This is a genomic window from Rhodococcus sp. UNC363MFTsu5.1, from assembly GCF_000686785.1.
Taxonomy (GTDB): Bacteria; Actinomycetota; Actinomycetes; order Mycobacteriales; family Mycobacteriaceae; genus Rhodococcus_G; species Rhodococcus_G maanshanensis.
On sequence record NZ_JMLO01000002.1, the window covers coordinates 207,882 to 229,133 of the forward strand.

22 protein-coding genes are annotated in these 21,252 nt (G+C 70.0%); 13 read left to right on the forward strand and 9 right to left on the reverse strand.

Annotated elements, in window-relative coordinates; genetic code table 11:
• Positions 1–16: 16 nt before the first annotated feature.
• From cysT to BR31_RS0104660, 5 genes are all read left to right on the forward strand, one after another.
• Entirely contained in the window at positions 17–922 is a 906-nt protein-coding gene (gene cysT / locus BR31_RS0104640; protein ID WP_027499943.1) for a sulfate ABC transporter permease subunit CysT, read from the forward strand.
• A 26-nt stretch (positions 923–948) separates the two neighbouring features.
• Entirely contained in the window at positions 949–1,725 is a 777-nt protein-coding gene (gene cysW, locus BR31_RS0104645) for a sulfate ABC transporter permease subunit CysW (RefSeq protein ID WP_425528705.1), read from the forward strand.
• On the forward strand, positions 1,722–2,714 hold the full coding sequence (locus tag BR31_RS0104650) for a sulfate/molybdate ABC transporter ATP-binding protein (RefSeq protein ID WP_027499945.1): 993 nt from the start codon (positions 1,722–1,724) through the stop codon (positions 2,712–2,714). The genes cysW and BR31_RS0104650 overlap by 4 nt, the downstream gene beginning before the upstream one ends.
• Positions 2,715–2,879: 165 nt before the next feature.
• Positions 2,880–3,224, forward strand: coding sequence for a YciI family protein (locus BR31_RS0104655; protein WP_027499946.1), 345 nt, complete (start codon positions 2,880–2,882; stop codon positions 3,222–3,224).
• Between the two features lie 5 nt (positions 3,225–3,229).
• Entirely contained in the window at positions 3,230–4,486 is a 1,257-nt protein-coding gene (locus tag BR31_RS0104660; RefSeq protein WP_027499947.1) for an RNA polymerase sigma factor, read from the forward strand.
• Here the strand turns inward: BR31_RS0104660 and BR31_RS0104665 are convergent.
• From BR31_RS0104665 to BR31_RS32565, 6 genes are all read right to left on the reverse strand, one after another.
• Entirely contained in the window at positions 4,483–5,247 is a 765-nt protein-coding gene (locus BR31_RS0104665; RefSeq protein WP_027499948.1) for a sirohydrochlorin chelatase, read from the reverse strand. The two genes, BR31_RS0104660 and BR31_RS0104665, sit on opposite strands and share 4 nt — an antisense overlap.
• A gap of 40 nt (positions 5,248–5,287) precedes the next feature.
• Positions 5,288–6,571, reverse strand: coding sequence for a sulfate adenylyltransferase subunit 1 (locus tag BR31_RS0104670; protein ID WP_027499949.1), 1,284 nt, complete (start codon positions 6,569–6,571; stop codon positions 5,288–5,290).
• Complete coding sequence (cysD, locus tag BR31_RS0104675) at positions 6,571–7,506, reverse strand: sulfate adenylyltransferase subunit CysD (RefSeq protein WP_027499950.1); 936 nt, start codon at positions 7,504–7,506, stop codon at positions 6,571–6,573. The genes BR31_RS0104670 and cysD overlap by 1 nt, the downstream gene beginning before the upstream one ends.
• Positions 7,503–8,225 (reverse strand): phosphoadenylyl-sulfate reductase, encoded by a 723-nt coding sequence (locus BR31_RS0104680; RefSeq protein ID WP_037175547.1) that lies wholly within the window; start codon positions 8,223–8,225, stop codon positions 7,503–7,505. The genes cysD and BR31_RS0104680 overlap by 4 nt, the downstream gene beginning before the upstream one ends.
• The gene (locus tag BR31_RS0104685; RefSeq protein WP_027499952.1) at positions 8,222–9,919 is read right to left on the reverse strand and encodes a nitrite/sulfite reductase; all 1,698 of its coding nucleotides are present in this window, start codon (positions 9,917–9,919) and stop codon (positions 8,222–8,224) included. The genes BR31_RS0104680 and BR31_RS0104685 overlap by 4 nt, the downstream gene beginning before the upstream one ends.
• A 122-nt stretch (positions 9,920–10,041) precedes the next feature.
• Positions 10,042–10,125, reverse strand: coding sequence for an Ms4527A family Cys-rich leader peptide (locus BR31_RS32565; protein ID WP_354581628.1), 84 nt, complete (start codon positions 10,123–10,125; stop codon positions 10,042–10,044).
• A gap of 143 nt (positions 10,126–10,268) precedes the next feature.
• Here BR31_RS32565 and hemW point away from each other — a divergent pair, with 143 nt between their 5' ends.
• The gene (hemW, locus tag BR31_RS0104690; RefSeq protein ID WP_027499953.1) at positions 10,269–11,465 is read left to right on the forward strand and encodes a radical SAM family heme chaperone HemW; all 1,197 of its coding nucleotides are present in this window, start codon (positions 10,269–10,271) and stop codon (positions 11,463–11,465) included.
• A 553-nt stretch (positions 11,466–12,018) separates the two neighbouring features.
• Here hemW and BR31_RS0104700 read toward each other — a convergent pair.
• On the reverse strand, positions 12,019–13,563 hold the full coding sequence (locus BR31_RS0104700; protein WP_051636957.1) for an aldehyde dehydrogenase family protein: 1,545 nt from the start codon (positions 13,561–13,563) through the stop codon (positions 12,019–12,021).
• 155 nt (positions 13,564–13,718) lie between these two features.
• Between BR31_RS0104700 and BR31_RS0104705 the strand changes: the two genes are divergently transcribed.
• The 3 genes from BR31_RS0104705 to BR31_RS0104715 all read left to right on the forward strand — a co-directional run bounded on the left by BR31_RS0104705 (position 13,719) and on the right by BR31_RS0104715 (position 16,535).
• Positions 13,719–14,723, forward strand: coding sequence for an AraC family transcriptional regulator (locus BR31_RS0104705; RefSeq protein WP_197023551.1), 1,005 nt, complete (start codon positions 13,719–13,721; stop codon positions 14,721–14,723).
• A 192-nt stretch (positions 14,724–14,915) separates the two neighbouring features.
• On the forward strand, positions 14,916–16,316 hold the full coding sequence (locus tag BR31_RS0104710) for a WS/DGAT/MGAT family O-acyltransferase (protein ID WP_027499957.1): 1,401 nt from the start codon (positions 14,916–14,918) through the stop codon (positions 16,314–16,316).
• Between the two features lie 18 nt (positions 16,317–16,334).
• The gene (locus BR31_RS0104715; RefSeq protein ID WP_027499958.1) at positions 16,335–16,535 is read left to right on the forward strand and encodes a hypothetical protein; all 201 of its coding nucleotides are present in this window, start codon (positions 16,335–16,337) and stop codon (positions 16,533–16,535) included.
• 19 nt (positions 16,536–16,554) lie between these two features.
• Here BR31_RS0104715 and BR31_RS27395 read toward each other — a convergent pair whose 3' ends face one another.
• Positions 16,555–16,833 carry a hypothetical protein gene (locus tag BR31_RS27395; protein WP_037175548.1) on the reverse strand — a complete coding sequence of 93 codons (279 nt, stop codon included), beginning with the start codon at positions 16,831–16,833 and terminating at the stop codon, positions 16,555–16,557.
• Positions 16,834–16,858: 25 nt separating this feature from the next.
• Between BR31_RS27395 and BR31_RS27400 the strand changes: the two genes are divergently transcribed.
• The gene (locus BR31_RS27400) at positions 16,859–17,617 is read left to right on the forward strand and encodes an endonuclease/exonuclease/phosphatase family protein (RefSeq protein ID WP_051636958.1); all 759 of its coding nucleotides are present in this window, start codon (positions 16,859–16,861) and stop codon (positions 17,615–17,617) included.
• Positions 17,618–17,701: 84 nt separating this feature from the next.
• Here the strand turns inward: BR31_RS27400 and BR31_RS0104730 are convergent, their stop codons facing one another.
• Positions 17,702–18,004, reverse strand: coding sequence for a type II toxin-antitoxin system VapB family antitoxin (locus BR31_RS0104730; RefSeq protein ID WP_027499959.1), 303 nt, complete (start codon positions 18,002–18,004; stop codon positions 17,702–17,704).
• Between the two features lie 200 nt (positions 18,005–18,204).
• Here BR31_RS0104730 and hrcA point away from each other — a divergent pair, with 200 nt between their 5' ends.
• The 3 genes from hrcA (at position 18,205) to BR31_RS0104745 (ending at position 21,250) form a co-directional block, all read left to right on the forward strand.
• Positions 18,205–19,239, forward strand: coding sequence for a heat-inducible transcriptional repressor HrcA (gene hrcA, locus BR31_RS0104735; protein WP_027499960.1), 1,035 nt, complete (start codon positions 18,205–18,207; stop codon positions 19,237–19,239).
• Between the two features lie 80 nt (positions 19,240–19,319).
• The gene (gene dnaJ / locus BR31_RS0104740; RefSeq protein WP_027499961.1) at positions 19,320–20,471 is read left to right on the forward strand and encodes a molecular chaperone DnaJ; all 1,152 of its coding nucleotides are present in this window, start codon (positions 19,320–19,322) and stop codon (positions 20,469–20,471) included.
• A 17-nt stretch (positions 20,472–20,488) separates the two neighbouring features.
• Positions 20,489–21,250: a 16S rRNA (uracil(1498)-N(3))-methyltransferase gene (locus BR31_RS0104745; RefSeq protein WP_027499962.1), complete on the forward strand. Its 762-nt coding sequence runs from the start codon at positions 20,489–20,491 to the stop codon at positions 21,248–21,250.
• Positions 21,251–21,252: the final 2 nt, after the last annotated feature.

The following is a 21,252-nucleotide window of genomic DNA, read 5'->3' on the forward strand; positions in this document are numbered from 1 at the left end:
TCTGACCGTGACCAGCATTACTGATACGACGACGGGGGGACTGGTGTCCGAGACCGTGGGACAGCAGTCGACCGAGGCCGGTCCCCCCGCTCGGCCCGCCCGTCCGAAGAAGCGCAAGTGGACCGCCGTGACCGGCACCGTCGGCCCGCTGGGCATCGGTGTCGCGATGCTCTGGCTCAGCGTCATCGTGCTGCTCCCGCTCGCGGCACTGACGGTGACCTCGTTCGAGGACGGCCTCAGCGGGTTCTGGGAGGCGGTGACCAGCCCGGTCGCGCTGGCCTCGCTGCGGGTGACCGTGACCGTCTCCGCCATCGTCGCGCTGATCAACGTGGTGATGGGCACCCTCATCGCCTGGGTGCTGGTCCGCGACGAGTTCCCCGGTAAGCGAATCGTCAACGCGCTCATCGATCTCCCGTTCGCGTTGCCGACCATCGTGGCGAGCATCGTGCTGCTGGCGCTGTACGGGCCGAACAGCCCGATCAACGTCCAGCTCAACGCCACCCAGCCCGGCCTCGTCGTCGCGCTGGCGTTCGTCACGCTGCCGTTCGTGGTCCGGTCGGTCCAGCCGGTGCTGATCGAGACCGACCGGGAGGTGGAGCAGGCCGCCGCGTCCCTCGGCGCCAGTAACTGGACCATCTTCCGGAAGGTGGTGCTGCCGATCCTCTCACCCGCGATCATCAGCGGCGCTGGCCTGGCGTTCGCCAGGGCCATCGGCGAGTACGGCTCGGTGGTGCTGATCGGCGGCAACATCCCGCGCGAGACGCAGGTGACCTCGCAGTACATCCAGCAGCAGATCGAGATCGACCGGCCGGTCAACGCCGCCGCCGTGTCGGTGGCGCTGCTGGCGATCGCCTTCGTCACCCTGTTGGTGTTGCGGGTGCTCTCGAGCCGCAACCAGCGACGCGAGGAGCAGGCCCAGTGAACCTCTCGACCGGATCGAAGCTCGGGATGCGGGTCGTCGCGCTCGGCTACCTGTTCTTCCTGCTGTTGGTGCCGATCGGCGTCATCCTGTGGCGCACCTTCGAGCGGGGCATCGGTGCCTTCATCGATGCGATCTCCACCCCGGCAGCGATCTCGGCGCTGAACCTCTCGCTGCTGATCGTGGCCATCGTGGTGCCGATCAACGTGATCTTCGGCATCGTCACGGCCCTGGCGTTGGTCCGGGGCCGGTTCCCTGGCCGCGGCCTGATGCAGGCGGTCGTCGACCTGCCGTTCGCGGTCTCGCCGATCGTCGTCGGCGTCTCGCTGATCCTGCTGTGGGGCGTCAACGGCTGGTTCGGCGCGCTGGACGAGGCCGGGTTCCGGGTGATCTTCGGGCTGCCGGGCATGGTGCTGGCCACCATCTTCGTCACGCTGCCGTTCGTGGTGCGCGAGGTCGAGCCGGTGCTGCACGAGATCGGCGACGAGCAGGAGCAGGCCGCCGCGACGCTCGGCGCCTCCAAGTGGCAGACCTTCTGGCGGATCACCCTGCCCGCGATCCGCTGGGGCCTGACCTACGGCGTGGTGCTCACCGTGGCCCGCTCGCTCGGCGAGTTCGGCGCGGTGATCATGGTGTCCTCGGGGTTCCCCGGCGTCTCCCAGACCCTGACCCTGCTCGTGCACTCGCGCTACATCGACGATCACAACACCTACGGGGCCTACTGCGCGGCGACGCTGCTGATGGGGATCGCGCTGGTGACCCTGCTGCTGATGACGCTGCTCGACCGCAAGAGGAGCAACACATGATTTCCGTGATCGGCGCCAACAAGAACTTCGGCGACTTCGCCGCGCTGGACAACCTGTCGCTGGACATCCCTGCCGGCTCCCTGACGGCGCTGCTCGGCCCGTCCGGGTCCGGCAAGTCGACCCTGCTGCGGTCGATCGCCGGGCTGGAGAACCCGGACTCGGGGACCATCACCATCGGCGGCAAGGACGTCACCGGCGTGCCCCCGCAGAAGCGGGACATCGGCTTTGTGTTCCAGCACTACGCGGCGTTCAAGCACATGACCGTCCGGGACAACGTCGCGTTCGGGCTGAAGATCCGCAAGCGGCCGAAGCCGGAGATCGACAAGAAGGTCAACGAGCTGCTCGAGATCGTCGGCCTCGACGGCTTCCAGCACCGCTACCCGGCTCAGCTCTCCGGTGGTCAGCGGCAGCGCATGGCGCTGGCCCGCGCGCTCGCCGTCGACCCGCAGGTGCTGCTGCTCGACGAGCCGTTCGGCGCGCTCGACGCCAAGGTCCGCGAGGACCTGCGGACCTGGCTGCGGCGGCTGCACGACGAGGTGCACGTGACCACCGTGCTGGTCACCCACGACCAGGAGGAGGCGCTCGACGTCGCCGACCGGATCGCGGTGCTGAACAAGGGGCGGATCGAGCAGGTCGGCACCCCTCGCGATCTGTACGACACGCCCGCGAACGACTTCGTGATGTCGTTCCTTGGCCCGGTGGCCAAGCTGAACGGTCAGCTGGTGCGCCCGCACGACATCCGCGTCGGCCGCGACCCCAGCATGGCGGTCGCGCAGAAGGCAGGCACCGCGGAGTCTGCAGGAGTGACCAGGGCGACGGTCGAGCGGGTGGTGCACCTCGGCTTCGAGGTGCGGGTGGAGCTGCGCAACGCCGCGACCGGCGACCTGTTCGCGGCGCAGGTGACCCGCGGCGACAGCGAGGCGCTGCAGCTCAAGGAGGGCGAGACCGTCTACGCCCGCGCCACCCTGATCCCCAACATCCCGGCCTAGGCCGCTCCGCGGCCCGTGAGTCCTTCTGGCCCGCACAGGGACCAAAAGGACTCACGGGCGGCGAAGCCGCCTACTATTTTCCTGGACGTGTCGATTCGACCGGGTTCCGTTCGTCGTCATTGAGTACGGCACCTCGCCGCACGACGAGACGACAGGAGTCGAGCCATGAAGTACATGATGCTGATCAACGCGGCCTCCACCGATCCCATCGCAAACGGGTGCACGCCCGAGGACTGGATGGTCTACGACAAGCAGGTCACCGAGGCGGGCATCTTCGTGTCCGGGGAATCGCTTGCCGACCTGACCACAGCCACCGCGGTCCGGGTCGGTCCGGACGGTGCGCGGACCGTCACCGACGGGCCGTTCGCCGAGACCAGGGAGGTCCTGGGTGGCTTCTACGTGATCGATGTGCCGAATCTCGACGTCGCGCTCGACTGGGCCGCACGCTGCCCCGGTGCCCGCGGTGGCGGATCGGTCGTGGTGCGGCCGATCGCCGACTTCGGGGAGTGACCGCGATGGACGAGCGGGCCGCGGCCGGATCGTCCGTGGATTCAGTGTTCCGGGAGGAACGCGGCCGGCTGCTCGCCTCGCTCGTCCGCCGGTTCGGCGACCTCGACCTCGCCGAGGAGGTCACCTCGGAGGCCATCGAGGCCGCACTGGTGCACTGGCCGGTGGACGGCGTTCCGGCCCGGCCCGGTGCCTGGTTGATGACGACGGCGCGGCGGCGGGCGGTCGACCGGCTGCGGCGGGACCAGGCCTACGCGGCCCGGCTCGCCGTCCTGCAGGTCGAGGCCGACCGGGTGGATCCGGCCCCGCCCGCGGACGCGCTCGCCGACCTGCCCGACGAACGGCTGCAGATGTTCTTCACCTGCACCCACCCGGCGCTCGCGGACGAGGACCGTGCCGCGCTGACCCTGCGCTGCCTTGCGGGCCTGACCACGCCAGAGGTGGCCCGGGCGTTCCTCGTCCCGACCGCGACCATGGCGCAGCGAATAGTGCGGGCCAAGAAGAAGATCCGGCAGGCCCGGATCCCGTTCCGGGTGCCGGGGGCCGACGAGTTGCCGGACCGCCTGCCCGGGGTGCTCGGGGTGATCTACTCGATCTTCACCGAGGGATATGCGGCCAGTTCGGGTCCCGACCTGCAGCGCCTCGACCTCGCGGAGGAGGCGATCCGGCTCGCCCGGATCCTGCGGCGGCTGCTGCCCGCCGAACGGGAGGTCGCCGGGCTGCTCGCGCTGATGCTGTTGGTCCATGCCCGCCGCGACGCGCGGACCGGGCCAGGCGGAGAGCTCGTGCTGCTCGACGACCAGGATCGCGGTGACTGGGACCGCGCGGCCATCGAGGAGGGCGCCGCCCTGGTGGTGGTCGCGCTGACCGGTGGCCCGCCCGGTGTGTACGGGGTGCAGGCCGCCATCGCGGCGCTGCACGACGAGGCCGCGGACGTCGCGAGCACGGACTGGCCGCAGGTGGTGGCGCTCTACGACGTGCTGCTCGCGCTGGCCCCGTCGCCGGTGGTGGCGCTGAACCGGGCGGTGGCGGTGGCGATGCGGGACGGACCTGAGGCGGGCCTGACGCTGCTCGACGGGTTGGCTGGGGAGCCGCGGCTGCGCGGCTATCACCCGTTCGCGGTGGCCCGCGCGGACCTGCTGCAGCGGCTCGGCCGGTACCCCGAGGCAGCGGCGGCCTACCGGGCGGCGCTGGAGACGGTCGGCACCGACTCCGAACGGGAGCACCTGCGGCGCAGGCTCGACGAGGTCGAGCGGTCGGGCTAGGCGGAGAGCTCGACCGGGGTGGCGGCGAGCCGCCCGACGCCCGCGGCGTACCGGTCCAGCGCGACCTCCGCGAGCAGGGGGTGGGCGCCGATCACGTCGGCGTGCCGCGATTGCGGGGCGCAGTCCTCGGCGGACCGGCCGATCCGGTCGGTGAGCAGGCCGGGCGCGAGAAACCACGGGGCGACGACGATCGATCGCGCGCCGCGGGCCCGGAGTGCCGAGACGGCCTGTGGCAGACCGGGTCCGGTGGTCGCGAAGCAGACCTCGACGCCCGCCCATGCGGTGCCGGCCAGCAGCCGCGGGCCGATCCGCATGGTGAGTTCGTTGGCGGCCTCCGAGGACGAGCCGACCGCGGCCAGCACCACCCCGACCTCGGGATCGCCGAGAGAGGTGCCGGTCTGGGCGATGCGGTCGCGCACCGCCGACACCAGCCGGGCGTCGTCGCCGAGCACGTCGGCCTGGACCAGGTCGAGCCCGGGATGCCTGCGGCGGCCGGCCGCGAGCAGGGCGGGCAGGTCCACCCGCGCGTGGAAGGCGCTGCCGAGCAGCAGTGGCACCACGATTGCCGACGAATGGCCTTCGGCGGCAACCGCATCGATGGCCTGGTCCACCGAGGGGGCGGACAGGTCCAGGAAGCAGAGGCGGACGTCCAGGTCGGGGCGCGCCGCGCGGATGCCGTCCACTGCGGCCGCGACCGCCCGCGCGGAGCGGGGGTCGCGGCTGCCGTGGGCGACCGCGATCAGCGGCGCCGGGACGGGCATCGGGAAGGCGTGCGCCCCGACCTGGATGTCGAACACGACGCTAGACGCGGACCAGCTCGACGGCGGCGATCGCGTCGCCGACCAGGCCGGCCGCGAGGGTGTTGCCACCCGCCGGGTCGATCAGCAGGAAGCTGCCGGTGTGCCGGTTGACGGTGTAGTCGTCAGCCACGATCGGCTCCGCGACGCGCACCGAGATCTTGCCGATCTCGTTGAGCTCGAGGGTTTCCGGGCTCTGCGCCGTGGTGAGGTCCTGCTCGTCGAACCGTTCCACGATGCCGCCGACGATCGCCTGCGTGGTGCGGGTGCCGTGCTTGAGCAGCAGCCGGGCGCCGGGCCGCAGCGGCTTCTCGGCGAGCCAGCAGACCGTCGCCTCGAACTCGCCGATCGGTTCGGGCGCGTCCTCGACGGAGGCGATGGTGTCGCCGCGCGAGACGTCGACGTCGTCGGCCAGGATCAGCGTGACGCTGCGCCCCGCGTTCGCGACGTCGAGCTCACCGTCGGCGGTGTCGACGCGCTCGACGGTGGTGCGGGTGCCGGACGGCAGGATCACCACCTCGTCGCCGGGGCGGACCGAACCCGCGGCCACCTGACCGGCGTAGCCGCGGTAGTCGAGGAACTCGGCGGTGCGCGGCCGGATCACGTACTGGACCGGGAAGCGCAGGCCGACCCGGTGCGGCTCGGCGTCCACCGGGATCGACTCGAGGTGCTCGATCAGGGTGGGGCCGTCGTAGTACGGGGTGTTCTCGGAGCGGACGGCCACGTTGTCGCCGTGCAGCGCGGAGACCGGGATCTCCACGACGTCCTCGGATGCCCACCCCAGCGAGGTGGTCAGCGCGTTGAACTCCTCGGAGATGTCCGCGAACACCTGGGCGGGGTTCTCGACCAGGTCGATCTTGTTGACCGCGAGCACCAGCTTCGGCACGCCGAGCAGCGCGAGCACGGCTGCGTGCTTGCGGGTCTGCGAGATGACGCCCTTGCGCGCGTCGACCAGCAGGATCACCAGCTGCGCGGTGGACGCGCCGGAGACGGTGTTGCGGGTGTACTGCACATGGCCGGGGGTGTCGGCCAGCACGAAGGTGCGGTTGGGCGTCGCGAAGTAGCGGTACGCCACGTCGATGGTGATGCCCTGCTCACGCTCCGCGCGCAGGCCGTCGACCAGCAGCGAGAGGTCGGGGGTGTCGAGTCCACGGTCGACCGATGCGCGGGTGACGGCGTCGATCTGGTCGGCGAGAACGGATTTCGTGTCGTACAGCAGCCGGCCCACCAGGGTGGACTTGCCGTCGTCGACGCTGCCCGCGGTGGCGAGTCGAAGGAGGTCGCTCATCAGAAGTAGCCCTCTCGCTTGCGGTCTTCCATGGCCGCTTCGGAAACTCGGTCGTCGCCACGGGTGGCGCCGCGCTCGGTCAAACGGGACGCCGCGACCTCGGCCAGGATGGCCTCGTTGTCGGCGGCCTCGGACAGCACCGCGCCGGTGGTGGAGCCGTCGCCGACGGTGCGGTAGCGCACCGACAGGGTCTGCACCTCTTCGCCGTCCCGCGGTCCGCCCCAGACACCGGAGGTCATCCACATGCCGTCGCGCTGGTACACCTCGCGTTCGTGGGCGTAGTAGATGCTGGCCAGCTCGACGTTGTCGCGGGCGATGTAGCGCCAGATGTCGAGCTCGGTGAAGTTGCTCAGCGGGAACACACGGACCTGCTCGCCGGGGGAGTGCTTGCCGTTGTACAGGTTCCACAGCTCGGGACGCTGCTTCTTCGGGTCCCACTGGCCGAATGCGTTGCGCAGCGAGAAGATCCGCTCCTTGGCGCGGGCCCGCTCCTCGTCGCGGCGGGCGCCGCCGAACACCGCGTCGAAGCGGTTCTCGGCGATGGCGTCCAGCAGCGGCACCGTCTGCAGCGGGTTGCGGATGCCGTCGGCCCGCTCGGTGAGCCGCCCGTCCGCGAGGTAGTCCTCGACCTTGGCCACGTGCAGGCGCAGGTTGTACTTCTCGACCACGTGGTCGCGGAAGGCCAGCACCTCGGGCAGGTTGTGCCCGGTGTCCACGTGCAGCAGCGCGAAGGGCAGCGGCGCGGGCCAGAAGGCCTTGATCGCCAGGTGCAGCAGCACCGTGGAGTCCTTGCCGCCGGAGAACAGGATCACCGGGCGCTCGAATTCGCCTGCCACCTCACGGAAGATGTGGATGGCCTCGGACTCGAGGGCGGCGAGCGTGTCGAAGTCGGTGCCGTCGAGTTGCGGTCGGATGTCGGTCAGTTCAGCAGTCATGAGGCGTGCAACCCGCATTCTGTCTTGGCGTTACCGGCCCACCGTCCGCTGCGCGGATCGGAGCCGGGGGCTGGCTTGGCGGTGCACGGCGCGCACCCGATGGATGGATAGCCTTCGTCGACAAGCGGATTCACCAGAATCGAGTGCTTGTCGATGTAGGCCTGCATGTCGTCGTCGGACCACGCGGCGATCGGGTTGATCTTCACGAGCCCGAACGCCTCGTCGAACGAGATCAGCGGGGCGTTGGCGCGGGTGGGGGACTCGACCCGGCGGATGCCGGTCACCCAGGCCTTGTACTCGGTGAGCGCCTTCTTCAGCGGCGCGACCTTGCGCAGTGCGCAGCACCGGCCGGGGTCGCGGGCGAACAGGTCCTTGCCCTCGGCCGCGTCCTGCTCGGCGACGCTGGCCTCGGCCTGGACGTTGATGACGTTCACCCCGTACACCGCCTCGACCGCGTCGCGGGTGCCGATCGTCTCGGCGAAGTGGTAGCCGGTCTCGAGGAACAGCACGTCGACGCCGGGGTGCACCTGGGCGGCCAGGTGCACGAGGACACCGTCCTGCATGTTCGACGCGACGATGTAGTCGGTCCCGAACGTGTCCTCGGTCCACTGCAGGAGTTCCTGCGCGGACGCGCCGTCCAGGCTCGCCGCACCCTGAGCGGCAAGCGCGCGGAGGTCGTCCGCGGTGGCGGTGGCCAGATCCAATTTCGCTTCGGTCATCGGAGATCCCCCTCGTCTGCGCGGACGGCCCACTCGGCGAAGCGTTCGCCCGCATTGCGGTGCTTGACGAACTGCCGGACCACCCGGTCGATGTAGTCGCCCATCTCGGTGCTGGCGACCTTGTGCTGGCGCAGCTTGCGGCCGAACGCCACGTCGAATCCGAGGCTGCCTCCCAGGTGAACCTGGAAGCCCTCCACCTGATTCCCCTCACCGTCGTCGATGAGCATGCCCTTGAATCCGATGTCCGCGACCTGCGAGCGTGCGCAGGAGTTGGGGCAGCCGTTGATGTTGATGGTGATCGGCACGTCGAGCTGCGCGTTGATGTCCGCGAGTCGCTGCTCGAGCTCGGGCACCAGCACCTGCGAGCGCTTGCGGGTCTCGGCGAAGGACAGCTTGCAGAACTCGATGCCGGAGCAGGCCATCAGGTTCTGCCGCCAGTGCGACGGGCGGGCGGGCAGGCCCAGCTCGTCGAGGTCCGCGATCAGCTGATCGAGCTTGTCGTCGGCGACGTCGAGGATGATCAGCTTCTGGTACGGGGTGAAGCGGATCTTGTCGCTGCCCGCCTTCTCGGCGGCGTCGGCGACCTTCGCGAGGATGGTGCCGGAGACCCGGCCCGCGATCGGCGCGAAGCCGACGGCGTTGAGGCCGTTGCGGGTCTTCTGCACGCCGACGTGGTCGATGGGTCGCTTGGGCTGCTCGGGCGCGGGGCCGTCGATCAGCTTCCGCTTGAGGTACTCGGTCTCGAGCACCTCGCGGAACTTCTCGATGCCCCAGTCCTTGATGAGGAACTTCAGCCGCGCCTTGGAGCGCAGCCGGCGGTAGCCGTAGTCGCGGAAGATCGAGACCACGGCCTCCCACACATCCGGCACCTCGTCGAGCGGCACCCAGACGCCGACGCGCTGCGCCAGCATCGGGTTCGTCGACAGTCCGCCGCCCACCCACAGGTCAAGGCCGGGTCCGTGCTCGGGATGGTTCACGCCGATGAACGCGACGTCGTTGATCTCGTGTACGACGTCCTGCTGGCCGGAGATCGCGGTCTTGAACTTGCGCGGCAGGTTCGAGTACTCGGGCTTGCCGATGTAGCGGCGGACGATCTCGTCGATCGCCGGGGTCGGGTCGAGCACCTCGTCGAGGGACTCGCCCGCGAGCGGGGACCCGAGCACGACGCGCGGGCAGTCGCCGCAGGCCTCGGTGGTCTTGAGGCCGACCGACTCGAGCCGCTTCCAGATCTCGGGGACGTTCTCGACCTCGATCCAGTGGTACTGGACGTTCTCGCGGTCGGAGAGGTCGGCGGTGTCGCGGCCGAACTCGGTGGAGATGCCTGCGATGGTGCGCAGCTGCTCGACATTGAGGGCGCCCGCGTCGCAGCGGACCCGCATCATGAAGTACTTGGCCTCGAGCAGGTCGATGTTCTCGTCGCCGGTGAAGGTGCCGTCATAACCCTGCTCACGCTGGGTGTAGAGGCCCCACCAGCGCATCCGGCCGCGCAGGTCGGACTTGTCGATGCTGTCGAAGCCCTGCTTCGAGTAGATGTTCTCGATGCGGGCACGGACGTTGAGGGGGTTGTCGTCCTTCTTGGCCTGCTCGTTGGCGTTCAGCGGCTCGCGGTAGCCGAGGGCCCACTGGCCCTCGGCCCGGCGCTTGGCCGGCCGCGGCGCGCGGGCGGGAGGAGGAGTGTCGACACTTTGCGACATCGGAGGCGCTCCAGAATCTTCTTCGGTGCGCCGGTCTGTAATGGCATCGCCGACGGGGAGGGCTGTCCCCGCAGGCACATCCGAGACCGGCCGGGACTGAGAGGGGGCTGGCGGAATGGCGTCTACGCAGGCAAGGGCAGACAGCTACAGACACGCTTGAGATCGACGTGGCGTCGAGCCACGAGCGCAATCCCAAGTCCGGTCACCCGGCCAATTGTGCCAGATCACCTCGCCGATTCCGACATCCGGAGACCATTTCCCCCTGACTCGGGGGAAATGCGCAGGCAGGGCGCTGTGTGGTGCTCGTCACGTCGTCGTGTAATGGGACACTGGTCTGGTGAGTGGATCGATGACCGAGCCGGTGGCTGCTGCGTTTGCGCTGCCGGACCATGCCCTGGCCGGAGTGGGGTCGCGTCCGTTCGGCATCTACATCCACGTCCCGTTCTGCGCGACGCGCTGCGGGTACTGCGACTTCAACACCTACACGGCGGGGGAGCTGGGCACGTCCGCGTCGCCGGAGTCCTGGCTCGAGGGCCTGCGGCGCGAGCTGGACGCGGCCGCCGAGATGCTCGGCGCCGCGGGTGCGGTGCCTGCGGCGGAGACGGTGTTCGTCGGCGGCGGCACGCCCTCGCTGCTCGGCGGCGACGGTCTGGCCGACGTGCTGGGCGCGGTCCGCTCGAGCTTCGGCCTGGCCGCGGGCGCGGAGGTGACCACCGAATCGAACCCGGAGTCGACCTCGCCGGAGTTCTTCGGCCGGCTCCGGGAGGCCGGGTTCACCCGTATCTCGCTCGGCATGCAGTCCGCGGCGCAGCACGTGCTGCGGATCCTCGACCGCACCCACACCCCCGGACGGCCGGTGGCGGCGGCCGTGGAGGCGCGCGCGGCGGGGTTCGAGCACGTGAACCTGGACCTGATCTACGGCACGCCCGGCGAGCGCGACGAGGACCTGGACGCGTCCCTGGATGCCGTGCTCTCCGCGGGTGTCGACCACGTCTCGGCGTACGCGCTGATCGTGGAGGACGGCACCGCGCTGGCCAGGAAGGTGCGGCGCGGGGATCTGCCCGCGCCCGACGACGACGTCCTCGCCGCGCGGTACGAGCGGATCGATGCCCGCCTCGCGGATGCCGGGCTGACCTGGTACGAGGTGTCGAACTGGGCGAAGGAGGGCGCCGAGTGCAGGCACAACCTGGGGTACTGGGACGGCGGCGACTGGTGGGGCGCGGGTCCCGGCGCGCACGGCCACGTCGGCGGGGTGCGCTGGTGGAACGTCAAGCACCCGGCGCGCTATGCCGACCGGCTGACGGCGGGCGAGCTACCCGTCGCGGACAGCGAACAGCTCACCGCCGAGGACCGGCACATGGAGCGGGTGATGCTGACGATGCGGCTGCGGTCCGGTCTACCGGCGTCGGACCTGCGCCCGAGCGAGCTCGCGGCCGCCGAGCAGGTCGTCGCGGACGGGTTGCTCTCGCGCGTCGATGACCGCCTGGTGCTCACCGACCGCGGCAGGTTGCTGGCCGACGGCGTGATCCGCGACATCCTGAGCTGAACCCTCGGTACGCAATTCCGCTCGCCCGGGAATCCCGGGCGGGCGGGGGTTGCGGCCGACTGGCCGCGGCCACGAACTGACGGGGAGCTTACGAAGACTCGTTTCCCAGCAACAAGTCGAGCAAAAGCTCCGTGTTGCTGGGACATCTCGGCCCCGCACCTGGATAGAAACACATCCCGTCAAGTGGACCGACGGAGCCTGCCGCCTGCCCGAGCGTTAACACCAGGGCTGCCGGCAGATCGAGGATGACGCGGTCGGGGGCGCTCACGCTGCCGAAGATTTCCGCGGCCGATGCCGTACCCCCACCGAGGGTCATGCCGCCGCCGAGCAGGGCCGCGGCGACAAGGACGGACGCGCCGCGGCGCGCCAGAGATCGTGACATTAGATTCCTTCGCTCGAAGTGTGCTGGCTCGGCGGCCCACACCCGGCCCCCGATCGGCCAGAGTAGGGCGAGTCAGCCGGGCCGGCAGTCGAATTCGGAAAGCGGCGTTGTCGCAGGTCAACCGTTAAACAGAACCGGCGCGGACTGCGGAGGTGGTCTGACCTCTGAGCGTCACCGACGGGTTCCGGAGAGGCGCCTGCGAACGTCGCGGGCGACGATCGCCCGTAGCAGCCGGGCCGCGACCCGCCCCCGTGACGGCGTGTACGGGTACCACAGCGGTTCGTTCGTCGGGGTGGGGAACCGGGGCGCGGTGACGGCCTGCACCCGGCAGTACTTGTGCACGCCCGACGCACCGCCGAAGCGCGCGCCGATCCCGGAGCTCTTCCACCCACCGTGTGGCAGCCCGAAGCAGAAGAGGTTGCTGAACATATCGTTGATGTTCACCGCCCCGGCCTCGAGGCGCCGTGCGATGGCGTCCCCGCGCGAGCGGCTGCCGGTCCAGACCGTCGCGGACAGGCCGTAGACCGAATCGTTGGCGAGCCGGACGGCCTCGTCTGCGTCGGCGACCTTCATCACGGGGATGGTGGGGCCGAAGGTCTCCTCGTTCATGCAGGCCATGGTGTGGTCCACGTCGACCAGCACGGTCGGTTCGAAGAAGGTCCCCACCCCGGTCGGGGCGCCACCGGTCAGCGCCGTCGCGCCGCGGGCGACCGCGTCGTCGACGTGACGGCGCACGATGTCGACCTGGTTCGCGTTGGCCAGCGCGCCGACGTCCGCGGAGTAGGAGTCGTCATCCGCGCCCTGACGCAGCGACCGGACCTTCGCGGCGAGCAGCGCGACGAACTCGTCGTGAACCGGCTCCTCGACGTAGACCCGTTCGACCGAGATGCAGGCCTGGCCGGAGTTCATCAGCCCGCCCCAGACGATCCCGTTGGCTGCGCGCTCGAGGTCGGCGTCGGCCAGCACGATCGCGGCGTCCTTCCCGCCGAGTTCGACGCTGCAGGGGATCAGGCGCTCGCCTGCCCGGGCGGCGATCTTGCGCCCGGTGGCCGTGGAGCCGGTGAACTGCACCATGTCGACTGCGTCGACGACGGCCGCGCCGGTTCCCCCGCGGCCGGTGACGCAGTCCAGCACCGGCGGTGCGCCGATCTCGCGCCATCCGCGCGCCAGTTCGAGCGCGGACAGCGGGGTCACCTCGGACGGCTTGAGGATGACCGCGGCGCCGGCGAGCAGCGCCGGGATCACGTCCATGGCGGGCATCAGCAGTGGGAAGTTCCACGGCGTGATCACCCCGACAACCGGATGCGGGCGGTACGTCTTGCGCTGCGTCTTGGTGAGGCTGAACGCGCCGGAGGTCGGGAGCTTCGCGTCGGCGAGGTCGCGCGGCGCGCGGGCGGCGTAGAAGTTGATGATCTCGGCGACCACCGGCACTTCGAGCCCGGCCTCGGTCCGCGGTTTTCCGGTCTCCGACTGGAGCACCTCCTCCAGGTGGATCTCGTTGTCCAGCATCCAGTCCCGTAGGGCGAAGAGCCACTTGGCGCGGCCCTTGGGTCCGAGTGCCTCCCAGGTCGGCTGCTGGGCGCGGAGTTCGTCGACCACCTCGGCGACCGATGCGGGCTCGGTGTCGGGAACCGAGCCGACCACCTCGCCGGTCGCAGGATTGCGGACGGACACGGACGCTCGGGCGGTCGTCGGCACCAGCTGGTCGATACTCATCGCGCACTCCTCGGTGGTCGGTGGCGTCGAGTATCGATTCGATCGGAGCCGCTGCGCTTGGCCGATTCGGCCAACGACCACGGGCGTTTTGGGTCAGCGGCACAAGTGGGCTGATGGCAGGGTCGCCGCGGGTAGCCTGGGTGTGGAGGCGAAAGATGCACGACAAATCGCCTGCAGCGGGTGCGCCCGAACCGGCGCGCCGGGTGTTGGCATTTCACGCCCGAACCCTCGACGAAGCGCGCGTAGCCGTCGGTCGGAAGTACTACCCCCACCGGCTGGCCCAGCTCACCACGGATTCCGATCTCGACATGTCGCTACGCACCGTGCAGCTCGGTCCTGTGGCCGTGGGGCGGTTGTCGTACGGAGCGGACGTGAGCATCGACCTCGGCGAGCTGGAAAGTGCCTACCACGTGAGCATTCCGATGTCGGGCGGCTTCGAGTCGGAATCCGGCGGAGAGTCCGATGTGGTCACCCGCGGGCGTGCGTCCATCTACCTCCCGCATCGCTCCACCAGGATCACGCGATGGAGCGCGGACTGCGTGGTGTACGGGATCAAGTTCGATCGTGCCTACCTCGAGTCCGAACTTCGTGCCCTCCTCGGCCGGCCGGTCGGTAAACCGGTGACCTTCGACCCCGTGCTCGATCTGTCCAGCAAGGCGGGCGCAAGCTGGCTGGCGCTGGTCCGAACCCTCGCCGCGGAACTCGACGACGACAGCAGCCTGCTCTACAACGAGCTTGTTTCGAGCCGGCTGGTGGATGCCGTGACCACCGGCCTGCTGCTCGCCGCGGATCACGACAGCCGTGAGCTCCTCGACTCGCCCGTATACGCTGCCCGCCCGCGCACCATCGGTCGGGCCATCGATGCGATCCATGAGCATCCCGAGGAGCCGTGGACCGTCAGTGGGTTGGCGATGCTGGTGGGCGTCAGCGTGCGCACCTTGCAGGACGGATTCCAGCGGTATGTCGGGGTCTCGCCACTGGCCTATCTTCGCGATGTGCGGCTCGAGCGGGCCCATGAGGATCTGGTCCAGGCGGACCCGTTCGACGTCGCGGTCACCGATGTGGCCTATCGCTGGGGATTCCAGCACCTCGGCCGTTTCGCTCACGAATACCGAAAGCGGTACGGGCAACCGCCGTCGAAGACCCTCACCACCATGTAGCCCGGCGCGAAACCCTGCGCGCTCGAAGTCCCTGCGCAATCGGGACATCTCCCGCGCTCAGGGGACAGTCCTCAGCCGCTGCTGCATCTAGCGTTGGCCGCATCGTTGCCGCTGGACAAAATCCAGGACACGCCCCCTCGGCTCCACGAACCGCGTGATCGTTCGAGTGCGGGCACATGGAAAGGCCGAACCTTGCTGCTGCCGATGGCGCCGACCGATTCGATGTTCCTGCTCGGCGAGTCCCGTGACCATCCGATGCATGTCGGGGGGCTCGCGCTGTTCGCTCCGCCGGATGGCGCCGATGCGTGCGATGTGCGGGCACTGCTCGATTCGTCATTGGGTCGAGGCGATGTCGCGCCGCTGTTGCGCAAACGCGCCCGCCGGTCGGTGACCTCGCTGGGGCAGTGGGGCTGGGAAACGGATGTCGAGGTCGACCTCGGGCACCACGTGCGTCACGATGCCCTGCCGCACCCCGGCGGGATCACCGAACTGCTGGAGCTGGTCTCCCGCCTGCACGCCGTGTTGCTGGACCGTAGTAGACCGCTATGGGAGATGCACCTCATCGAGGGCCTCGCTGACGGCCGCTTCGCGGTCTACACCAAGATCCACCACGCCCTCGCGGACGGTGTGTCGGCAATGAAGCTGCTGCGCCGTGGGCTCAGCGCGGACCCGGCACGGCGGGAGATGCCCGCGCCCTGGCAGCCGCTGGTGCGCGAGCGCAGCGCGTTGCGACTCGTCCCAGACCCGCAGGCCGGCGGCCCCGGGCCCCTCGGCGTGCCTGCCACCGCGCTGCGCGTCGCCCGCGGCGCGATCGGTGAGCTGGGAGGACTCGTGCCCGCGCTCGTGGGCACCGTCGACCGGGCCTTGCGCGGGCGTGGAGGATCGCTTTCGTTCTCGGCGCCCGGGTCGATGCTCAACGTGCCGATCGGAGGAGCCCGACGGTTTGCGGTGCGCTCCTGGCCGATCGAGCGGCTACGGCTGGTCGCCAAGCATGCCGAGGCGACCATCAACGACGTGGTGCTCGCGATGTGCTCCGGGGCGCTGCGCGGCTACCTGGGCGACTTCGAGGCGCTGCCCGCCGACCCGCTGATCGCGATGGTGCCTGTCTCGCTGCGTGGCGAGCAGCGGGAGAGCAAGGCAGGCAACGAGATCGGAGTGCTGATGTGCAATCTGGCCACGCACCTCGCCGACCCGGCGAAGCGGCTCGCGACCGTGACGTCTTCCATGCGCGAGGGCAAGCAGGCACTGCGGGCGATGAGCTCGGCGCAGGGTCTGGCGATGAGTGCGCTCGGGGCCGCGCCGCTCGCACTGGGCATGTTCGGAATCGGTGGGCCGATCCGCCCGCCGAACGTGATGATCTCCAACGTCCCCGGGCCGATTACGCCTCTGTACTGGAACGGCGCCCGCCTGACCGCGCTGTATCCGCTGTCGATCCCGGTCGACGGGCAGGCCCTCAACATCACGTGCACCAGTACCGACGACGAGATCGCGTTCGGGCTGACCAGCTGCCGGCGAGCGGTGCCGCTACTTCAGCCGCTGCTCGGTCACCTCGACGACGAACTCTGCGCCCTCGAAACGACCGTCGGCCTGTAGGCCGGGACAGGACATCACATGAACCACCCAGAAGCCGGCCGGGCTCCCGTCCCCGCCGAATCGTCGACCTCTCGGCTCCGATCGTCGCCGGTCATCGCGCTCGGCTCCGGCGTCTCGGCCTGCGCGCCCGCATTGATCGTGACCGGATCCGTTGTCCTGTGCGCGCTCGTGGCGCTGTTCACCATCGTCTGTGTCGGTTTCGCCGCCCTGATGATCTGACGCGACCAATGTCCGGGTGTCACGCCTGGCGCTTGCCGCCGCCGGGGATCCGGTCGGTGAACCGGGCCAGGCGGCCCGCGTCGCGGGCCAGCACCTCGGCATCGCGGTCGAAGACGCCCCGGGCTGCGGCGAGGGTCGACATGAACTGACGCTCCAGTTCGCGTAGTTGACCGAAACCGCGCGTGAGCACACGTTCCGGCAGCAGGAGTGCGCTGGCGATGTTGATGGTGGCTCCTCGCGTCAGGCGGCGCTGTCGGCGGGAATCATGCCAGTCGTGGGTCGATAGGGGCCAGGCCATCGGCCGGTTCGATTACGGTTCGGCAATGGACACCCGCGAGATCACCGTTGCGACGTGGAATGCGCAGTGGGCGAGAGGGTCGAGCCCGCGCGGAATGCTGGTTGCTGCTCGCCTGCGCGAAGTGGCCGCTGACCTTCTGGTGGTGACCGAGGGCAGCCGCGATCTGCTGCCGCCGGGCGGACACGTGATCGACGCAGGCGCGGACTGGGGTTACGAGTCGCCGCCATACCGGCGCAAGACGATGCTCTGGTCGCGGTGGCCGCTGACGGGGGTGACGCCGATCGGCGACGGCGCAGGCAAGGGCCGGGTGGTGATGGCTGAGGCCGAATCAGCCATCGGGCCGATCCGTATCGTCGCGGTCTGCATCCCATGGGCCAGTGCCCACGTCAGCACTGGGCGCCGTGACGCGAGCAACTGGTCCGAGCATCTCGAGTGCTGCGACCAGATCGAGAAGATGGCCTCGGGATTCGACCCACGCGTCCCAACCGTCATCGCAGGCGATTTCAATCAGCGTGTCCCTCGCGGTCGACAGCCGATTCGGGTGGCGCAGCGGTTGGCGGACGTTCTGGGTCCCTGGGCGATCCACACGGCGGGTGAGATCGAGCACGGTCCGCTGATCGACCACATAGCGTCGGATCTCACCTGCAGTGCGGTGCAGGCCTGGTCGGGCCGCGACGACGGCGGCAGGCTGAGCGATCATGCGGGTGTACTCGCTCGGCTGCGATCGGGGGACATCCGGCCCGATCTCGCTCCTGGTGGGGAAATTCTCGACACCAGGGGTTGAGAGATCTCATCTCGCGGGCCGCGCCCGCGCCGCTGTGCATCCCGATCGTCGATCTCGACCGGTACTGCTGAGCCGGCGGTCGCGTCAGCGGATCGCGTCGTAGTCGAAGACCCGGGCGTGCAGGACGACCCTGTTGCGCAGGGCGGAGCGGACCGCGCGGTGCAGGCCGTCCTCGAGGTAGATCACGCCGTCCCAGAGCACCGCGTGCGGGAACAGATCGCCGTAAAAGGTGGAGTCCTCGGACAGCAGGCGATCCAGTTCCAGGACCTTGGTGGTGGTCACGATCTCGTCGAGGCGCACCTGGCGCGGCGGGATCTTCGACCAGTCGCGGATCGACAGCCCATGGTCCGGGTACGGCTTGCCGTCCCTCACGCCCTTGAAAATCATCGGTGTTCCCGTCCCGGTAGTCGGGGGTGCGCGGTCGGCACCTGGCGCCGTTCGCGCACCCCACACAGTAAGGCCTCGCGGGAAGTGCCCGGCAGGGCGATTAGACTGGTAGCCGGTCGCGGGGGTGTGAACCACGCCGACCGTGACGATGGTCTCGCCGGACTTCCGGACGGGGGAGTTGGGTGACGGAGGTGGCCGCAGTGTCGAGTACCGATGAACGACGCTTCGAGGTGCTGCGCGCGATCGTCGCCGACTACGTCGCCACCCAGGAACCGATCGGCTCGAAGGCCCTCGTCGAACGCCACAACCTGGGCGTCTCCAGCGCCACCGTGCGCAACGACATGGCCGTGCTCGAGGCCGAGGGCTACATCGCCCAGCCGCACACCAGCTCAGGCCGGGTGCCGACGGACAAGGGCTACCGGCAGTTCGTGGACCGGATCGCCGACGTCAAGCCGCTCTCGCCCGCCGAACGCCGCGCCATCCTGGAGTTCCTCGAATCCGGCGTCGACCTCGACGACGTGCTCCGCCGCGGGGTGCGGCTGCTGGCCCAGCTGACCCGGCAGGTCGCGGTCGTGCAGTACCCGACGCTCTCGTCCTCCTCGGTCCGCCACCTCGAGGTGGTCGCGCTGACCCCGGCCCGGCTGCTGCTGGTGCTCATCACCGACTCCGGCCGCGTTGACCAGCGCATCGTCGAACTGGGCGACGTGATCGACGACGAGAGCCTGTCCCGGCTGCGGGACCTGCTGGGTGGCGCGCTGGAGGGCAAGCGCCTGGCCGCCGCGTCGATCGCCGTCTCGGAGCTCGCCGCCGACGCCCCCGACCACCTGCGCGACGCTGTGGTCCGCTCGGCGACGGTGCTGATCGAGACCCTCGTCGAGCATCCCGAGGAGCGGCTGGTGCTGGGCGGCACCGCGAACCTGACCCGCAACGCGGCCGACTTCACCGGATTCCCCGGTTCCCTGCGGTCGGTCCTCGAGGCGCTCGAGGAGCAGGTCATCGTGCTCAAGCTGCTCGCCGCCACCGGCGACGCGGGCAAGGTGACCGTCCGGATCGGCGAAGAGACCCAGATGGAGCAGATCCGCGGGACCTCGGTGATCACCACCGGCTACGGCGCGGGCGGCAACGTCTTCGGCGGTATGGGGGTGCTCGGCCCCACCCGGATGGACTACCCGGGAACAATCGCATCGGTCGCCGCCGTTGCGAGGTATATCGGCGAGGTGCTCGCCGAGCGCTGACGCGCGTGCGCGGCCGGCCCGCGAAGCAGGACTTTCACTGACAGCTGGAACTGATCGACAACGAGGACGAGAGACTTAACGTGGCACGGGATTACTACGGACTTCTGGGTGTCAGCACCAAGGCGACCGATCAGGAGATCAAGCGGGCGTACCGCAAGCTCGCCAGGGAGCTGCATCCCGACGTCAACCCCGACGAGGCGGCGCAGGCCCGGTTCAAGGACATCTCGACCGCGTACGAGGTGCTCTCCGACCCCGAGAAGCGACGCATCGTCGACCTCGGTGGCGACCCGCTGTCCCAGGGCGGCGGGGGCGGCGCCGGATTCGGTGGTGCCGGCTTCGGCGGCGGACTCGGCGACGTGTTCGAGGCCTTCTTCGGCGGTGGCGGCCAGACCAGCCGCGGACCGCGCGGCCGCGTCCAGCCCGGCGCCGACTCGCTGCTGCGGACCAAGCTGACCCTCGAGGAGTGCGCCACCGGCGTCACCAAGCACATCACGGTGGACACCGCGATCCTGTGCGACGCGTGCACCGGCTCCGGCACCAACGGCGACTCCAAGCCCGTGACCTGTGAGACCTGCCGCGGCGCGGGCGAGGTGCAGTCCGTCCAGCGCTCGTTCCTCGGCCAGGTGATGACCTCCCGGCCGTGCCCGACCTGTCGCGGCGCGGGCGAGACGATCCCGGATCCCTGCCACAAGTGCGGCGGCGACGGCCGGGTGCGCGCCCGCCGCGACATCGCGGTGAAGGTCCCGGTCGGCGTGAGCGGCGGCATGCGGATCCGGCTGGCCGCCCAGGGCGAGGTCGGCCCAGGCGGAGGCCACGCAGGCGATCTCTACGTCGAGATCATCGAGCAGCAGCACGACGTGTTCGTCCGCGACGGCGACGACCTGCACTGCACGGTTCGCGTCCCGATGGTCGACGCGGCGCTCGGCACCACCGTCACCGTCAACACGATCATCGACGGCCCGACGGAGATCACCGTCCCCCCGGGCACCCAGCCGGGCAAGGTCGAGTCGGTCCGCGGGCATGGCATGCCGAAGCTGCGTTCCGGGGTGCGCGGCGATCTGCACGCGCACCTGGAGGTGGTGGTCCCCTCGCGCCTCGACAGCAAGCAGGCCGCGGCGCTGAGCGCGTTCAAGGACCTCCGCGACAAGGATCAGGCCGAGGTCGTCACCACCGCCTCGCAGCACAACGGCGGATTGTTCTCCCGCCTGCGCGACGCGTTCAGCGGTCGCTGACGGGTCGGCGAACGAACATGGCCGCGACGGTGTTCTATCTGGACCCGCTGCCCGAGGTCGGCGCGGTCGCCGTGCTCGACGGCAAGGAGGGCAGGCACGCCGCAACGGTGCGCCGGATCCGGGTCGGTGAGCGGCTGGTGCTCTCCGACGGCCGGGGTGCCGTCGCGGACGCGGTGGTCGTCGAGGTCGGCAAGGACCGTCTCGACCTGGAGGTCACCGCCCGTGACACCGTCCCGGCCGCCGCTCCGGCGGTGACGCTGGTGCAGGCGCTGCCGAAGGCGGAGCGCTCGGAGCTGGCGGTCGAGCTGGCCACCGAGGCCGGGATCGACGCGATCGTGCCCTGGCAGTCCGCCCGGTGCGTGGCCCGCTGGGAGGGCCCGAAGGCCGACAAGGGCGTGGCGAAGTGGCGAGCGGTCGCGGCGGCCGCCGCGAAACAGTCACGGCGAGCACATATTCCGGAGGTCCTCGACCTGCACCGCACGCCCGCGGTTGTCGAGCGGGTGGCGCGGTCGGTGGCCGACGGTGGTGTGGTCGCAGTGCTGCACGAGTCGGCCACGACGGCGCTGGCGGAGCTGCCGCTGTCCCAGGCAGCCGAGGTGCTGCTGGTGGTCGGGCCCGAGGGCGGCCTGGACGATGCGGAGGTCGACGCGCTGACCGCGGCGGGGGCGGTCGCGGTGCGGCTCGGTCCCACGGTGCTGCGGACGTCCACGGCCGGCGCGGTGGCGCTCGGCGCGATCGGCGTGCTGACCGGCCGCTGGTCCGCGCGGCCCCTGCAGTAGCC

Coding starts and splice junctions, on each gene's coding strand:
- cysW (WP_425528705.1), top strand. CDS start 949: ATGCGGGTCGTCGCGCTCGGCTACCTGTTCTTCCTGCTGTTGGTGCCG.
- BR31_RS0104650 (WP_027499945.1), top strand. CDS start 1,722: ATGATTTCCGTGATCGGCGCCAACAAGAACTTCGGCGACTTCGCCGCG.
- BR31_RS0104655 (WP_027499946.1), top strand. CDS start 2,880: ATGAAGTACATGATGCTGATCAACGCGGCCTCCACCGATCCCATCGCA.
- BR31_RS0104660 (WP_027499947.1), top strand. CDS start 3,230: ATGGACGAGCGGGCCGCGGCCGGATCGTCCGTGGATTCAGTGTTCCGG.
- BR31_RS0104665 (WP_027499948.1), bottom strand. CDS start 5,247: ATGCCCGTCCCGGCGCCGCTGATCGCGGTCGCCCACGGCAGCCGCGAC.
- BR31_RS0104670 (WP_027499949.1), bottom strand. CDS start 6,571: ATGAGCGACCTCCTTCGACTCGCCACCGCGGGCAGCGTCGACGACGGC.
- cysD (WP_027499950.1), bottom strand. CDS start 7,506: ATGACTGCTGAACTGACCGACATCCGACCGCAACTCGACGGCACCGAC.
- BR31_RS0104680 (WP_037175547.1), bottom strand. CDS start 8,225: ATGACCGAAGCGAAATTGGATCTGGCCACCGCCACCGCGGACGACCTC.
- BR31_RS0104685 (WP_027499952.1), bottom strand. CDS start 9,919: ATGTCGCAAAGTGTCGACACTCCTCCTCCCGCCCGCGCGCCGCGGCCG.
- hemW (WP_027499953.1), top strand. CDS start 10,269: ATGACCGAGCCGGTGGCTGCTGCGTTTGCGCTGCCGGACCATGCCCTG.
- BR31_RS0104700 (WP_051636957.1), bottom strand. CDS start 13,563: ATGAGTATCGACCAGCTGGTGCCGACGACCGCCCGAGCGTCCGTGTCC.
- BR31_RS0104705 (WP_197023551.1), top strand. CDS start 13,719: ATGCACGACAAATCGCCTGCAGCGGGTGCGCCCGAACCGGCGCGCCGG.
- BR31_RS0104715 (WP_027499958.1), top strand. CDS start 16,335: ATGAACCACCCAGAAGCCGGCCGGGCTCCCGTCCCCGCCGAATCGTCG.
- BR31_RS27395 (WP_037175548.1), bottom strand. CDS start 16,833: ATGGCCTGGCCCCTATCGACCCACGACTGGCATGATTCCCGCCGACAG.
- BR31_RS27400 (WP_051636958.1), top strand. CDS start 16,859: ATGGACACCCGCGAGATCACCGTTGCGACGTGGAATGCGCAGTGGGCG.
- BR31_RS0104730 (WP_027499959.1), bottom strand. CDS start 18,004: ATGATTTTCAAGGGCGTGAGGGACGGCAAGCCGTACCCGGACCATGGG.
- BR31_RS0104745 (WP_027499962.1), top strand. CDS start 20,489: ATGGCCGCGACGGTGTTCTATCTGGACCCGCTGCCCGAGGTCGGCGCG.